Consider the following 14633-nt stretch of genomic DNA (forward strand, 5'->3'; position numbering starts at 1 on the left):
GGGCGGGGAATGAGCGAGCAGAAGAAGGTCGTGGTCTTCGACTACGGCTTCGGGAACGTACGGTCCGCCGAGCGGGCCCTCGCCCACGTCGGCGCCGACGTGGAGATCACCCGCGACTACGAGAAGGCGATGAACGCCGACGGGCTGCTGGTCCCCGGCGTCGGCGCCTTCTCCGCCTGCATGGAGGGGCTGAAGAAGGCCCGCGGCGAATGGATCATCGGCCGCAGGCTCTCCGGCGGCCGCCCCGTCATGGGCATCTGCGTCGGGATGCAGATCCTCTTCGAGCGCGGCATCGAGCACGGCGTGGAGACCGAAGGGCTGGACGAATGGCCCGGCACGGTCTCCCCGCTCCAGGCCCCGGTCGTCCCGCACATGGGCTGGAACACGGTACGGGCCCCGGAGGACTCCCAGCTCTTCGCGGGTCTCGACGCCGACGCGCGGTTCTATTTCGTGCACTCCTACGCGGTGCACGACTGGAGCCTGGAGGTCACCAACCCCAAGATCCGCGCCCCCCGGGTCACCTGGGCCACCCATGGCGAACCGTTCGTCGCCGCGGTGGAGAACGGCGCCCTGTGGGCCACCCAGTTCCACCCCGAGAAGTCCGGCGACGCCGGTGCCCAGCTGCTGACCAACTGGATCGAGACGCTGTAATGCCGAAGCTTGAACTGCTCCCCGCCGTCGACGTCCGCGACGGCCAGGCCGTCCGCCTCGTCCACGGCGAGTCCGGCTCCGAGACCTCCTACGGCTCCCCGCTGGAGGCCGCCCTCGCCTGGCAGCGCTCCGGCGCCGAGTGGCTGCACCTGGTCGACCTGGACGCCGCCTTCGGCACCGGGGACAACCGCGCGCTGATCGCCGAGGTCGCCGCCGCCATGGACATCAAGGTCGAGCTCTCCGGCGGCATCCGCGACGACGCCTCGCTGGAGGCCGCCCTCGCCACCGGCTGCCGCCGGGTCAACCTCGGCACCGCCGCCCTGGAGACCCCCGAGTGGGTCGCCAAGGTCATCGCCGAGCACGGAGACAAGATCGCCGTCGGCCTGGACGTCCGCGGCACCACGCTGCGCGGCCGCGGCTGGACCCGCGACGGCGGCGACCTCTACGAGACGCTGGCCCGGCTCGACTCCGAGGGCTGCGCCCGCTACGTCGTCACCGACATCGCCAAGGACGGCACGCTCCAGGGCCCCAACCTGGAGCTCCTGAAGAACGTCTGCGCCGCCACCGACAAGCCCGTCGTCGCCTCCGGCGGCGTCTCCTCGCTGGACGACCTGCGGGCCATCGCCGCCCTCGTCCCGGACGGCGTGGAGGGCGCGATCGTCGGCAAGGCGCTCTACGCCGAGGCGTTCACCCTCGAAGAGGCGCTCCTGGCGGTGTCCGGATGAGCGAGGCGGTCCGGCGCGTCTCCTCCGGCGCCCCCTGGGAGGAGAAGTTCGGCTACTCCCGCGCGGTGGAGCTGCCGAACGGGCTGGTCCTGGTGGCCGGCTGCACCTCCGTGGAGAACGGGCAGATCGCCGCGGGCGGCCCGTACGACCAGGCCGTCACCTCCTTCAAGGTCGCCCTGCGCGCGCTGGAGCAGGTCGGCCTGGGCCGCGAGGACGTCGTCCGCACCCGGATGTACGTCACGCACGTGCGGGACACCGACGAGGTCGGCCGCGCCCACAAGGAGCTCTTCGGCGAGGTCCGTCCGGTCGCGACGATGGTCGTCGTCGCCGGTCTGGTGGACCCGAGCCTGGTCGTCGAGGTCGAGGTCGAGGCGTACCGGGGAGGAGCCCGATGAGCCTCGCGGTACGGGTGATCCCCTGCCTGGACGTCGACAACGGCCGGGTCGTCAAGGGCGTCAACTTCCAGAACCTGCGCGACGCCGGCGACCCCGTCGAGATGGCGAAGCTGTACGACGCCGAGGGCGCCGACGAACTGACCTTCCTGGACATCACCGCCTCCAGCGGCGACCGGGAGACCACCTACGACGTGGTGCGCCGCACCGCCGAGCAGGTCTTCATCCCGCTCACGGTCGGCGGCGGCGTCCGCACCGCCGAGGACGTCGACAAGCTGCTGCGGGCCGGGGCGGACAAGGTCGGCGTCAACACCGCGGCCATCGCCCGCCCGGAGCTGATCCGGGAGATCGCCGAGCGCTTCGGCCGCCAGGTCCTGGTGCTCTCGGTGGACGCCCGGCGCACCCCCGGAGGCACCTTCGAGGTCACCACGCACGGCGGCCGCCGGGGCACCGGCATCGACGCCGTCGAGTGGGCGCACCGCGCCGCCGAGCTGGGCGCGGGCGAGATCCTGCTCAACTCGATGGACGCGGACGGCACCAAGGACGGCTACGACACGGAGATGATCGCGGCGGTCCGCGAGCACGTGACCGTCCCCGTGATCGCCTCCGGCGGCGCCGGCCGGCTCGCCGACTTCGCGCCCGCCATCACGGCGGGGGCCGACGCGGTGCTCGCCGCGTCCGTCTTCCACTTCGGCGATCTGCGGATCTCCGAGGTCAAGGGCGCCCTGCGGGAGGCCGGCCACCCGGTCCGCTAGCGAAGCCGTACCCCGAAGCCCGTCGCCGGGCGGAGCCGCACCGTCGGCCCCGCCCGGCGACGGGCTTTTCCCGTGACCACCCCGGCGGAATCCGCAGCTTTTATTGCGCAACAAAGATTGCGCAACTTTCCTTTCCTGTTTACGGTGAGGGCATGGCAAGCAACGAATCGCGCCGGGTCTCGGACCTGGAGACCCTCAAGGCGTTCGGACACCCGCTGCGGATGCGGCTGTACCGGGCGCTCTACATCGCCCGCGAGGCCACCGCCTCCCAGCTGGCCGACCAGGTCGACGAAGCGGTCTCCCTGGTCAGCTACCACCTGCGCAAGCTCGCCGACCACGGCCTGATCGAGGAGGCCGACCAGCAGGGCAGGGACGGCCGCGAGCGTTGGTGGCGGCCCGCCTCGAAGGGGATCAGCTTCCACGAGGAGGACTTCCAGGACGCCCCCGAGCTGGCCGCCACCCACGCCGCCGTCGGCCGCCTCTCCTTCGACCAGCACGTCGAGATGTACCGCCGCTACCTCGACTCGGCCGCCAGCTGGCCGACCGAGTGGCGCACCGCCGCCGCCAGCTCCGAGTACCTGGCCCGCCTCACCGCCGAGGAGCTCGCCGAACTCGGCCGCGAGCTGCACCGGCTGATCGACCGGTACGAGGGCATCGGCCGCGCCCGCGAGGCGGCCGGGGACACCGAGGGCCGCGAGAACGTCGCGGTGCACCTGTACACCTTCCCGTTCCGCCCCTGACCCGCCGCCACGGAAGGCCGAACCGATGACCCTCACCGAACCCGCCGTCGAGCCCGCACCGGCCCTCGAACGCCCCGCCCACCGCGACGGCAACGTACTGCGCTGGCTCGGCGCCTACACCGCCTCGATGATCGGCGACAGCGTCTACTACATGGCGCTCGCCTGGGCCGCGGCCCGCACCGGCGGCGGCGCGCAGACCGGGATCGTCCTCGCCGTCGGCTCGATACCCCGGGCCGTCCTGATGCTCGGCGGGGGAGTGCTCGCCGACCGGATGGGGCCGCGCCGGGTCGTCATCGGCAGCGACGCCGTCCGCTGCCTGGTCGTCCTCGGCCTGGCCGGGGCCCTGCTGGTCTCCTCGCCCGCGCTGTGGATGCTGATCGCCGTCGCCCTGGTCTTCGGCGTGGTCGACGCCCTCTTCCTGCCCGCCGTCGGCGCCCTGCCGCCCCGGGTCACCGCCCCCGGCCAGCTGGCCCGGGTCCAGGGCATGCGCGGCCTGTCCGTCCGGGCCGCCGGCGTCGTCGGCGCCCCGCTCGGCGGCCTCGCCGTGGCGCTCGGCGGGCCGGGGCTCGCCTTCGCCGCGGCCGGGATCCTCTTCGCGGTGTCGCTGCCGCTGCTGATGTCGCTCCGGATGCGCCCGGTGCCCGCGCAGGAGGGCGCGACGGCCTCCAGGACCGCCTGGGGCGACCTGGCCGACGGGCTGCGCCACATCCGCCGCCACCCGCTGCTCGGCCCGCTGATGATCGTCGTCGCCGTCAGCGAGCTCGGCTTCGTCGGCCCGCTCAACCTCGGGCTGGTCCTGCTCGCCGAGGAACGCCACTGGGGCGCCTCCGGCATGGGCTGGATCATCGCCGCCTTCGGCCTCGGCGCCGCCGCCTCGGCGCTGGTGCTCGCGGTACGCGGCCGGGTGCCCCGCGCCGGACTGGTCATGTGCCTGACCGTGCTGATCGGCGCCCTCGCCGTCGGCGCCCTGGCCCAGCTGCCCTCGGTGGCCCTGGCCGCCACCGCCGCGGCCTGCGTCGGCCTGTTCGCCGGGCTCGGCGGCTCCCTGTGCGGCGCCCTGATCCAGACCGTCACCGAACCCGCCTACCTCGGCCGGGTCACCTCGGTCTCGACGCTCTTCACCCACGCCATCGCCCCGCTCAGCTACCCGGTCACCGGAGCGGCCGTCGCCCTCTGGGGCACCGGACCGGTCTTCGCCACCAGCGCCGCCGTCTGCGTCCTCGGGGCCCTGACCGGCCTGGCCTTCACCCGGCTGCGCCGCGCGGAACTCCCGGCCTGAGCACGCGCTACATCCCCAGCGCCGCCGTCCCCAGCCGGTCCACCGCCTCCTTGTCGCCCTCCAGCCCCACCGTCGCCGCCGACTGCCGGCCGAACGCGAAGAGCAGCAGCTCGCCCGGCTCACCGGTCACCGTCACCACCGGGGCGCCCTTGTGCGCCACGACCGTACGGCCGTCCGGGCGGCGCAGCACCAGCCCCACCGGGGACTTCCGCCCCAGCAGCCGCGCCGTCCGCTCGGTCCGCGACCAGAGCAGATCGGCGAAGACCGGGTCCAGCTCGCGCCGCGTCCACTCCGGCTGGGCCCGCCGCACGTCCTCCGTGTGGATGTAGAACTCCACGGTGTTGGCGGCCTCGTCCACCTGCTTCACCGCGTACGGGGAGAACCTCGGCGGCCCGGTACGGATCAGCTGGATCAGCTCCTCGTACGGCTTCGCGGCGAACTCGCCCTGCACCCGTTCCAACCGGTTCTTCAACGCGCCCACCAGGAGCCCGCCCGCCGCGTCCGGCCGCCGCTCCCGGACCACCACGTGGGCGGCCAGGTCCCGGGCGGTCCAGCCGGCGCACAGGGTCTGGGCCTCCGGGCCCACGGCCTCCAACAGGTCGGCGAGCAGAAGTCGTTCGCGCTTCGCATGGGTCGACATGGTCGCCAGCGTACGACCGCCGCCCCCGGTCCGCCCAGTGGACGGCGCACCGGACCGGCGCCCCGGCCACGGCACAATGGCCCCATGACCAGCGCGACCACCCCCAGCACCCCGCCGCCGTCCGACCGCCTCGACCCGGCGATCGCCGCCCGCCTCAAGCGCGGGGCCGACGGGCTCTTCCCGGCCATCGCCCAGCAGTACGACACCGGCGAGGTCCTGATGCTCGGCTGGATGGACGACGAGGCCCTGCACCGCACCCTCACCACCGGCCGCTGCACCTACTGGTCCCGCAGCCGCCAGGAGTACTGGGTCAAGGGCGACACCTCCGGCCACACCCAGGAGGTCAAGTCCGTCGCCCTGGACTGCGACGCCGACACCGTCCTCGTCAAGGTCGACCAGACGGGTGCCGCCTGCCACACCGGCGACCGCACCTGCTTCGACGCCGACGTCCTCCCGCTGGGGCAGTAGGGTCTGCCGCCATGGATCTCGAAACCTTCCGCAAGCTGGCCGTCGACCGGCGCGTCATCCCCGTCAGCCGCAGGCTCCTCGCGGACGGCGACACGCCGGTGGGCCTCTACCGCAAGCTCGCGGGCGAACGCAGCGGCACCTTCCTCCTGGAATCGGCGGAGAACGGCCGCACCTGGTCGCGCTACTCCTTCATCGGCGTACGCAGCGCAGCCACCCTCACCGCCCGCGACGGCCGGGCCCACTGGCTGGGCGTCCCGCCGGTCGGCGTCCCCCTCGACGGGGACCCGCTGGAGGTCCTGCGCGCCACCGTCGAGATCCTGCACACCCCCCGCGACCTGGTCGCCGACGACGGTCTGCCCCCCTTCACCGGCGGCATGGTCGGCTACCTCGGCTACGACGTCGTGCGCCACCTGGAGAAGATCGGCGACAGCACCGAGGACGAACTCGGCCTCCCCGAGCTGACCATGCTGCTCACCTCCGACCTGGCCGTCCTCGACCACCGGAACGGCACCGTCCTGCTGATCGCCAACGCGATCAACCACAACGACCTGGCCACCGGCGTCGACGAGGCGTACGCGGACGCCGTCGCCCGCCTCGACGCCATGGAACGCGACCTCTCCCGCCCCGTCGAGAACGCCCCCGCCGCCCTCCCGGACTCCGAGCTCCCCCCGTACACCGTGCGCTGGGGCGGACCGGCGTACCAGGACGCCGTCGAGGACGTGAAGGAGCGGATCCGGGCCGGCGAGGCCTTCCAGGTCGTCCCCTCCCAGCGCTTCGAGACCCCCTGCACCGCGAGCGCGCTGGACGTCTACCGGGTCCTGCGCGCCACCAACCCGTCGCCGTACATGTACCTCCTCCGGTTCGACGGCTTCGACATCGCGGGCTCCAGCCCGGAGGCCCTGGTCAAGGTCGAGGACGGGCGGGCCATGGTCCACCCGATCGCCGGAACCCGGCACCGCGGCGCCACCCCGCAGGAGGACCAGGCCCTCGCCGACGAACTCCTCGCCGACCCGAAGGAACGCGCCGAGCACCTGATGCTCGTCGACCTCGGCCGCAACGACCTGGGACGGGTCTGCGCCCCGGGCACCGTCGAGGTCGTCGACTTCATGTCGATCGAGCGCTACTCCCACGTGATGCACATCGTCTCCACCGTCACCGGCCGGGTCGCCGAGGGCCGCACCGCCTTCGACGTCCTCACCGCGTGCTTCCCGGCGGGCACCCTCTCCGGCGCCCCCAAGCCCCGCGCGATGCAGATCATCGAGGAGCTGGAGCCGACCCGCCGCGGCCTGTACGGCGGCTGCGTCGGCTACCTCGACTTCGCCGGGGACTCCGACACCGCCATCGCCATCCGCACCGCCCTGCTCCGCGACGGCACCGCGTACGTCCAGGCCGGGGCGGGGGTCGTCGCCGACTCCGACCCGGTCGCCGAGGACACCGAATGCCGCAACAAGGCCGCCGCGGTCCTCCGCGCGGTCCATACCGCCAACCGGCTCGGCCGCGCGTGAGGCGGTAGGGGATAGTGGAGTACGTGAGCGCTGTCCCCGTACCCCCGCCCCGTGCCCGAGCCGTCACCGCCCCCGACGCCCCGGCAAGCCGCCGCACCCTGGCCTCCGGTCTGCTCCTCGGAGCGGCCGGCGCCGCCGTCGTCCTGCTCGCCTCCGGCCAGACCTGGGCCGAGGGCGTGGCGGCCGTCGGCGGCGGCTCGCTGCCGCTGAGCGCCGACGGCCGCGACGTCACGGGCGTCCCGGCGGCGCTGGCGATCGTCGGCCTCGCCGCCCTGGTCGCCGTCTTCGCCGTCCGCGGGGCCTCCCGGACGGCCGTCGCCGGGCTCCTCGCCCTCAGCGGCCTCGGCGCCGGACTGAGCGCCTGCCTCGGCGCCCTCGACAGCGCGGCGCTCGACGCGAAGGCCGCCGAGACCACCGGCGACACCTCCGCGACCATCGGCGCGCTGGCCCACACCGCCTGGCCCTACGTCACCGCGACCGGCGGCCTGCTGATCCTCCTCGCCGGCCTGCTCGCCCTGCGGTACGGCGGGCGCTGGCCCACCATGTCGGGCCGGTACGAGCGGGACGGCACCCCCCGCCCCCGCAAGACCGCCCGCCCCCTGGACCCGGACCGCCCCGAGGACCTCTGGAAGGCCCTCGACCGCGGTGAGGACCCGACGCGCTAGGACCTGTCTTCAAACTACCGCCTGCCGTGCGGCGCCCGGCACGCACGCTCGCCGCGTTGTCGGGGTCACCCCGATACATCCAGTATCGGAGCGACCCTCCGCCTTGCGATCGCACGCACCGGACACCGCACGGCCCGGCCTCCGGCCGGACGACGGCAGTTTGAAGACAGGTCCTAGGGACGCGGGGGACGGCCGACATCAGGGAAACCCCTTGACCTGGACCGGGCGGCCCGGCGAGCGCACCATGGCCCGATGCGAGACTCCGCGACGTGGGTGAACGCGTTCCCCGAGACCGGTCCCGTGCTGCCGGACGACGTGCACGGCACTCGGCGGGTCGTCCTGTTCGGGCCCCCTGGAAGTGGCAGGACCACCGCGATCGGGGCCCTGGGGCGCCAGCTCGGCCTGCCCGTGCTGCGGCTGGCTCCGCATCCGCAGGACGCACAGGTCCCCTACGCCGGGCTGCTCGAACTCGCCCTGGCCCTCCCCGCACTTCCCGCAGCCCGGGAGCTGGCGGCGGGTGTCGACGGGGCCGCCGTCCAGCCGGGCTGCCTGGAAGACGCCGGTTCGGCCCTGCGGCTGCGCCGGCAGACCGCCGCCGTGCTGCGGGAACTACCACCCATGACGCTGGTGGTGGACAACGCCCAGTGGCTGGACCCGGCCAGCGCCGCCGTCCTCGGCTGGGCGCTGCGCCTGGCACCGGACCTCCCCGTCATCGCGGCCGAGCGCACCTGGCGCCCGGGGGCCGCGGGCCACTGGTGCGGAGAGGACGCCCGCGCCGTGCGCGTTCCGCCCCTGACGGCCCCCCAGATCGCGGCCCTGCTCTCCCCGTACCGGATCGCCCCCCGCGAGGTCACGCGCATCCACGCCCACAGCGGCGGGAACCCGGCGCTGGCCCTCGCGTTGGCGCAGGCCCGCAGCCACTCCGCCGCGCCCGTCGCGACCGATGTGGGAGACGATCCGGTTCTCCCTCCCCCGGCCCGTCGGCTGGTGGGCGAATGGCTGGGAACGGTGTCGGACGACGTCCAGGAACTGCTGACGTCCGCCGCGCTCGACGACCGGTTCGACCTCGACCTGCTGAGCGATCTCGCCGGTCCGGCGGCCGAGGGCATGCTGGCCGAGGCCGAGGCGGCCGGACTCGTCGACCTCGGACAGCCCGGCGGCACGGTGCGGTTCACCGCCTCCGCGATCGGCGTCGAACTCGTGGCACGGCTCCCCGGCCCCGCCCGCAGGCTCCTGCACGCCCGTCTGGCAGGGACCACGCGCGACAGTGTCCGCCGCGACCGGCACACCGCGCTGGCAGCCGATGCGGCCGACCCGCGGTCCGCCCGGTACGCCGCCCGCGCCGCCGCCCGCGCCCGACTGCGCGGCGAGCACGCGCTCGCGGCCGAGCTCTCCCTCCTCGCCGCCCGGCGCACCCCGCACGACGACAGCGGTCTGCTGGTCGAACGGGCGCTGACCGCCGTGCGTGACGCCGCGCACTACGGCGACCTCCCTCGCGGCCGGGCTGCCGCGCGCCTCGTCCTGGGCCACGACACCACCCCGGACCAACGCGTCGACATCCTCATCGCCCTGATCGACGCGAGCGGCCAGCACCTGCACAGCGCGGACGAGCTGTTCGCCCACGCCCTCCACGCGGCGGCCGGACGAGCCGACCTCACCGCACGGATCCTCATCCGCCAGTCCCTCTGGGCCAACGTCGGCGGAGGCGACCCCCAGCTGGCGTGTGCCCTGGCCGGCCGGGCCGCCGCCCTCGCCGAGGCCCACGGCGACACCGCCACCACCGTCATGGCCCTCACGATGCAGGCCCGCGTCCAGCGCATCCTCGGCCACCCCGACGCCGGGACCACGCTCGGCCGCGCCCTGGCCCTGCCCCGCGCCGACGCCGTTCCCCTCAACGGCACGCCCCAGCACCTCGCCGCCCGGCACGCCCTCTTCGACGACCGTCCCGACGAGGCCCGCACCGCGCTGCTCCCCCTGCTGGTCGAAGCCGAGCGGACGGGGGACGCCGAGGCGACCGTGGACATCCTGCGCAGCCTCGCCGAGGCCGAACTCCGCGCCGGACGGTGCGCCAGGGCGCTCGACCACGCCCATCGCGCCCAGGCGCTGACCGACGCGACCGCCCTGTCACCCGCACCGGCGTGCTACACCTCCGCCCTCGTCGAGGGCACCGCCGGACGCACCGACCTCGCCCTCGGCCTCGCACACCGCGGAGTCGAAGCGGCCCGGCAGGAGGACAACAAGGTCTTCCTCTCCCGCAACCTCTTCGCCCTCGGACACCTCCTTCTGGTCACCGGCCGCTCCAAGGAAGCCGTGGAGGCACTGGACGAGGTACGCGACCTGGAGGAGATCCAGCAGGTCCACGACCCGTCCGTCCTGCGCTGGCACGCCGACCTGGCCGAAGCCCTCGTCACGCTGGGCCGCCTCGAACAGGCCCACGACCTGCTGACCGGCACCCGGCGCACCGCGACCGATCTCGGCAGACACACCGTCCTCCCGTCCCTCGAACGCGTCCAAGCCCTCCTCGACGCCGCACGCGGCGACTACGACACGGCCGCCCGTCGACTCACCGACGCGGCCGAACTCCTCGTCCACCTCCCAGTCGAGCGGGGCCGGACACTGCTGGCGCTCAGCCACACCGAACGACGCGGCCGCCGACGCGCGAGCGCCCGCGCGGCAGCCCAGAGCGCCGCCGACCTCTTCACCGCCCACGGGGCGCGCCCCTGGGCCGAAACCGCCGCGCGCGCTCTCCACCGGCTGGAGCACAACGCGTCGGACAACGGCGCCCGCCCGCTCCTCACCCAGGCCGAACGGCGGTGCGCCGAACTCGCCGCCGCCGGAGCGAGCAACCGTGACATCGCCACCGCGCTCACCGTCAGCGTCAAGACGGTCGAAGCGACCCTCACCCGCGTCTACCGGAAACTCGGTCTGCACTCACGCTTCCAGCTCGCGCGCTCCATCACCCCGGCGCGCGAGTAAGCCGCCCGCCCGGAGGCCGTTGAGGACGAAGGGTCGGACGGACCCCGCGCGCGTCGACACCTGCGCGCGGATTCCAGCCGTCAGGGCTGGTCAGAGGGTCGCCAACTGGCGCGGTCCGGCGGTGGCCGCTCCGCCTTACGCCGGGCTCGCGGTGCCGTCGGCGAGGGCCGCGACCCGCTCGCGCCAGGTCGGCGCCGGGGGCTGGTTCCTCGCCTCCTCGGTCCACCGCGCCAGGGCGGCCGCCCGCTCCTCCCGGTAGCACGGCCCGCACACCGTCTCGTCGCCGAACGGGCGGAACACATGCTCCTCCACGGCCCCCTCCGCCTCGCACCTGATCAACTCCCGTGCCGGAGGCGGCGATACGGGCGCGACAGCCGAGGCGGCGGGCGGCGCCGGGAGCTTCTGGACGAGGCGGTGGCGCAGGAAGCCGACGGCGGACCGTACGCCCTCGCGGGGCAGCTCGCTGGTCAGCGCCCGCCGCAGATCGGCGGTGCTCACCCCGCGCCGGATCCATTCGGCCGCCGCCTCGGCCAGCCCACGGGCCTCCCGCACCCCGAGGTGCAGTTGCGGATGCGCGTGCCGGAGGGAGAGCAGCACCCGCTCGCTCTCCACGACTTCGGCGAGTTCGGAGGGAGGGTGGGAGTAGTTCTTCCCCAGTTCTTCTTCTACCGGTTCATAGCCACCGGTCTCCCGGCCCCTCGGCCGACCGACCGTCGGTTCCTGCGCACCCGGATCGACGGCGGAGCGGACCACGTCCCCCACCCGGTCGTTCCGTACCGCCTTGGCCTGCTCGTCGGTCAGGGAGATGTTCGCGAAAAGTTGATCGGTCACCCAGTAGCCCCGGCGGCCCTGTCGCTTCCACTCGTGGACGAACCCGGAAGCGATCAGTTGCTTCTTCGCGCGCTGATAGGCCCGCCCGGAGATCCCGAGCGACTTGGCGTGATCGCTGAGCGCCTTTTCGACTTCCTGTTCGGGGAGGCCCTGTACGTACAGGAGGAGGATCTTCGCGTCACTGTTCAGGCGCGGGTGCCGCACGACATCGTGCGAGGCCTTCGTGTAGCGACGGGACGGCGCGATAGCATGCCAAAGCATCTTGGTGGACCTCTGATTCCACTCGTAGGTGAAGGCCCTCGGTTCGGTGCTGTGAACACCACCGGGGGCCGCTCTACGCACACATGGGCGCACAGAGCGTGATGACGCGATCACCGTACCGCATGAAAACGTCCACTTGCGCCGCAATCGCCCGACGCCGGTTCGGGTGCGGATCGTTCGTGCGGGGCGGAGTCAATTCGCCCAGCAGAAGGTGAACTTGTACGCGGTTGTCCTGGCGGCGGTGCGGTCCGCCTGTGCGCACGGGCGGGCCTCCCCCGACCTGCCAGTGTCACGCCCTCCGTCGCGTCCGTCATCACGGCCCGGGTCCGGTGCCGAGTCGGGCGCTGGACCCTGACCTGCGAACCGTCAGTCGCTGAGTGCCAGCCTGACGCCGAAGACGCCGATCACGGTGCCGGTGACCCGGTCGAGCAGCCTGCGGGCCCGGGGCTTGCGGAGCCACCCCTGCAGGACGCGGGCGAAGCCGATGAGGACGGTGGACCAGAGCAGACCCAGCGAGATGTGTACCGCGGTGAGCAGGAGGCCCATGGTGAAATGGCCGGTGCCCGCGGGGATGAACTGGGGCAGGACGGCGACGTAGAAGGCGCCCATCTTCGGGTTCAGGAGATTGGTGAGCGTCCCCTGCCGCCAGCCGGCGCCGACCGAGTCCGCGCCGGAGGTCAGGACCGAGTCGTCCGCGTCTGCCGAGGGCAGCCCCCGGAACGTGTCCCGGAGCATCCGGAACCCCATCCAGATCAGGTAAGCGGCGCCGACCCAGCGCAACGCGGTGTAAGCGAGATGGGAGGCCGTGAGAAGCGCGGTCACCCCGAGGGACGTGAACGCGCCCCACACCAGGGTGCCGGTTTGGATTCCGAGGACGACTCCCCAGGCTCTCCTGCGCCGACCGACGGCCGATGTGCGCAAGATCAACGCGGTGTCGAGTCCGGGAGTCAGGGTGAGAAGCCCTACAACGAGGGCGAAGGACCACAGGGCGGAACTTATTGCCATGGAATGTCAGGATACCGCGCCGGATCGCTGTACTTGCCGGTGAAGCCAGCGGATCTTGAAATGTCAGCGCGGAGAAGCGGAAGGTGTGTGGCGTTGCGTGGCCCTCCCGATTGGAACGAGCCCCAACTCGTATATCTAAAGCGCAACTTGTTCGCTCCACCCTCGCCCGCCCGCCGCGAGCGCCACGACCGGCCACTGTTGTGCCACAGCCGCTGCTTCTCCCTCTCGGCCCCCTCGCCCCGGGTTCAGCCCGTGATGTGTGCCGCCCGTTCGCGCAGACTCTGGGCTTCCGGAAGCCCGCTGTAGCGCCGCAGGCGTACCCGCATGTCCTGGAGGGCTGTCTGGACCTTCACCGAGCGGATGCCGTCGGCGCAGTCGAGGAATTCACCCCATGCGGCCATGGCGCCATCGGTGTCGCCCTGCCGCAGGCGTACGCCGCCGAGGTCGGCCAGGACGATGGCGCGGGTACGGCGGCGATCGAGACCGTGGATGTCGAGGGCGAGGCGCAGATGCTCCTCGGCCGCGTCGAGGTCGTCGAGGCGGGAGAGGATCATGCCGGACTCGTGCGCCCAGCGGCCGGGGGAGTAGTGGGCGGCCCAGGAGTCGCCCGCCACGGCCACCGGCTTGGCGATGGAGCTTTCGGAGCGGGCGAGGTGCTTGGTGGCGGTGTGCCGGTCGCCGTCCTGGGCCGCGGCGTTGGCGAGGGTGGCCTCGTAGTAGGCGACCGCGCGCGGATGGTCGAGGTGGCGGCCGTACGCGACGCAGGCTTCACCGAACTGGACCGCCTCGGCCCGGTGTCCCAGGTCCATGCACTGCACGGCCAGCCCTCGCAGCGCAGTCGCCGAGAGCTCGGGATCGTCGGCCTCGGCTGCCAGCCGGAAGGAGTGCGCGTAGTAGCGCTGGGCCAGCCCGCGCAGTCCGGGAGTGTCGCCCTCGTCCTGTGCCATCCACCCCGCCAGGTGGACGAGTTGGGAGGTGGCGGAGAACAGCTCACGTCCCGTGGCCTCGGTGAATCGGCCCTCCAACCAGGGGGCGACGTCGTGGGTGAGGTATCGAACGGCCAAGTGGCGGGCGTGCCCACCTCCCAGCTCGGAGGCGGAATCGCCGAGAGCCTTCACCACGTGCCGCACAGCGGCCACCTCACCCTGCCCCACGCGAACCGCTCCAGGAGCGGCGTTACTGGTCCGCCGGGTGATGCTCTCCATGTCGGGCAGACCGAGCGCGGACAGGGCGTACCCACCGGACGCGAGGACGAACTCCCTACGCTCCACGTCGCTCCTTCCCAGGTGCAGAACTGATGCAACGGTATCGGCGTGCGGTGTTGACGGCGTGGCCTCCGGAGGGCTGATCGCTTCTGGTTCCCTCGTCGAAGTCCGCGCACTGACAGGAGCCCTCGTGGCCAGCAGGTCGTTCAGGCCCGCGGCGTTGACGCGGAGGTGTGGGAAGCGTGCGGGTGGCGGGGGCGCACGGGACTCGTCACGGGGCCCTTCGGGGTGGGGTGGCTGCGGCTTGTCCACAGCCCGGTGGGCAAGGCGGGCGGGAGGCTGTGGACGAGGCCGGACGCTTCGCGGAACTGGTGGCGATCACCAAACTCCTCCAGAGCGCCGAACGCGGCGACCAGGCGGACCTGGTGCCCGCACTCCGGCAACGGGCCCGGGAGGTCCGGCGTTGGATGGGGGCCGGCTGAGCCAAGGGCTGTGACCCGCGTGTGATGTCTGGTGGAGTTTTGCGCGCCCCTCC

Annotated in this window: 15 protein-coding genes; 11 read left to right on the forward strand and 4 right to left on the reverse strand. The window is 73.1% G+C overall.

What is annotated here, in order from left to right:
* The first annotated feature begins 9 nt into the window (after positions 1 to 9).
* The 6 genes from hisH to ACWC97_RS14160 all read left to right on the forward strand — a co-directional run bounded on the left by hisH (position 10) and on the right by ACWC97_RS14160 (position 4542).
* Entirely contained in the window at positions 10 to 651 is a 642-nt protein-coding gene (gene hisH, locus ACWC97_RS14135; protein WP_352274932.1) for an imidazole glycerol phosphate synthase subunit HisH, read from the forward strand.
* Positions 651 to 1376, forward strand: coding sequence for a bifunctional 1-(5-phosphoribosyl)-5-((5-phosphoribosylamino)methylideneamino)imidazole-4-carboxamide isomerase/phosphoribosylanthranilate isomerase PriA (gene priA / locus ACWC97_RS14140; RefSeq protein WP_352274933.1), 726 nt, complete (start codon positions 651 to 653; stop codon positions 1374 to 1376). Before hisH ends, priA begins: the two co-directional genes overlap by 1 nt.
* Entirely contained in the window at positions 1373 to 1771 is a 399-nt protein-coding gene (locus tag ACWC97_RS14145; RefSeq protein WP_352274934.1) for a RidA family protein, read from the forward strand. The genes priA and ACWC97_RS14145 overlap by 4 nt, the downstream gene beginning before the upstream one ends.
* Positions 1768 to 2523: an imidazole glycerol phosphate synthase subunit HisF gene (hisF, locus tag ACWC97_RS14150; protein ID WP_352274935.1), complete on the forward strand. Its 756-nt coding sequence runs from the start codon at positions 1768 to 1770 to the stop codon at positions 2521 to 2523. Before ACWC97_RS14145 ends, hisF begins: the two co-directional genes overlap by 4 nt.
* Before the next feature lie 152 nt (positions 2524 to 2675).
* A complete protein-coding gene (locus ACWC97_RS14155; RefSeq protein WP_450649384.1) occupies positions 2676 to 3263 on the forward strand; it encodes an ArsR/SmtB family transcription factor in 588 nt (195 codons plus the stop codon).
* Positions 3264 to 3288: 25 nt separating this feature from the next.
* Positions 3289 to 4542, forward strand: a complete 1254-nt coding sequence (locus tag ACWC97_RS14160; protein ID WP_450649386.1) for an MFS transporter — start codon at positions 3289 to 3291, stop codon at positions 4540 to 4542.
* Positions 4543 to 4549: 7 nt separating this feature from the next.
* On the opposite strand, the gene ACWC97_RS14165 is transcribed toward ACWC97_RS14160, so the two are convergent.
* The gene (locus ACWC97_RS14165) at positions 4550 to 5182 is read right to left on the reverse strand and encodes a TIGR03085 family metal-binding protein (RefSeq protein ID WP_450649387.1); all 633 of its coding nucleotides are present in this window, start codon (positions 5180 to 5182) and stop codon (positions 4550 to 4552) included.
* 84 nt (positions 5183 to 5266) lie between these two features.
* On the opposite strand from ACWC97_RS14165, the gene hisI reads away from it, so the two are divergent.
* The 4 genes from hisI (at position 5267) to ACWC97_RS14185 (ending at position 10796) form a co-directional block, all read left to right on the forward strand.
* Positions 5267 to 5650: a phosphoribosyl-AMP cyclohydrolase gene (gene hisI, locus ACWC97_RS14170; protein ID WP_352274939.1), complete on the forward strand. Its 384-nt coding sequence runs from the start codon at positions 5267 to 5269 to the stop codon at positions 5648 to 5650.
* An 11-nt stretch (positions 5651 to 5661) separates the two neighbouring features.
* Positions 5662 to 7155 (forward strand): anthranilate synthase component I, encoded by a 1494-nt coding sequence (locus tag ACWC97_RS14175; protein ID WP_352274940.1) that lies wholly within the window; start codon positions 5662 to 5664, stop codon positions 7153 to 7155.
* A 14-nt stretch (positions 7156 to 7169) separates the two neighbouring features.
* Positions 7170 to 7820, forward strand: a complete 651-nt coding sequence (locus ACWC97_RS14180) for a TIGR02234 family membrane protein (protein WP_352274941.1) — start codon at positions 7170 to 7172, stop codon at positions 7818 to 7820.
* A 252-nt stretch (positions 7821 to 8072) separates the two neighbouring features.
* The gene (locus ACWC97_RS14185) at positions 8073 to 10796 is read left to right on the forward strand and encodes a helix-turn-helix transcriptional regulator (RefSeq protein ID WP_352275799.1); all 2724 of its coding nucleotides are present in this window, start codon (positions 8073 to 8075) and stop codon (positions 10794 to 10796) included.
* A 135-nt stretch (positions 10797 to 10931) separates the two neighbouring features.
* Here ACWC97_RS14185 and ACWC97_RS14190 read toward each other — a convergent pair whose 3' ends face one another.
* The 3 genes from ACWC97_RS14190 to ACWC97_RS14200 form a co-directional block, all read right to left on the reverse strand.
* Positions 10932 to 11888: a hypothetical protein gene (locus ACWC97_RS14190; RefSeq protein ID WP_450649390.1), complete on the reverse strand. Its 957-nt coding sequence runs from the start codon at positions 11886 to 11888 to the stop codon at positions 10932 to 10934.
* 366 nt (positions 11889 to 12254) lie between these two features.
* Positions 12255 to 12893, reverse strand: coding sequence for a LysE family translocator (locus ACWC97_RS14195; RefSeq protein ID WP_450649392.1), 639 nt, complete (start codon positions 12891 to 12893; stop codon positions 12255 to 12257).
* 245 nt (positions 12894 to 13138) lie between these two features.
* Positions 13139 to 14164 carry a tetratricopeptide repeat protein gene (locus tag ACWC97_RS14200; RefSeq protein WP_450649394.1) on the reverse strand — a complete coding sequence of 342 codons (1026 nt, stop codon included), beginning with the start codon at positions 14162 to 14164 and terminating at the stop codon, positions 13139 to 13141.
* Positions 14165 to 14439: 275 nt separating this feature from the next.
* On the opposite strand from ACWC97_RS14200, the gene ACWC97_RS14205 reads away from it, so the two are divergent.
* Positions 14440 to 14580, forward strand: a complete 141-nt coding sequence (locus tag ACWC97_RS14205) for a hypothetical protein (RefSeq protein WP_450649396.1) — start codon at positions 14440 to 14442, stop codon at positions 14578 to 14580.
* The last annotated feature ends 53 nt before the right edge of the window (positions 14581 to 14633 follow it).

This window comes from Streptomyces sp. NPDC001108 (assembly GCF_053598535.1).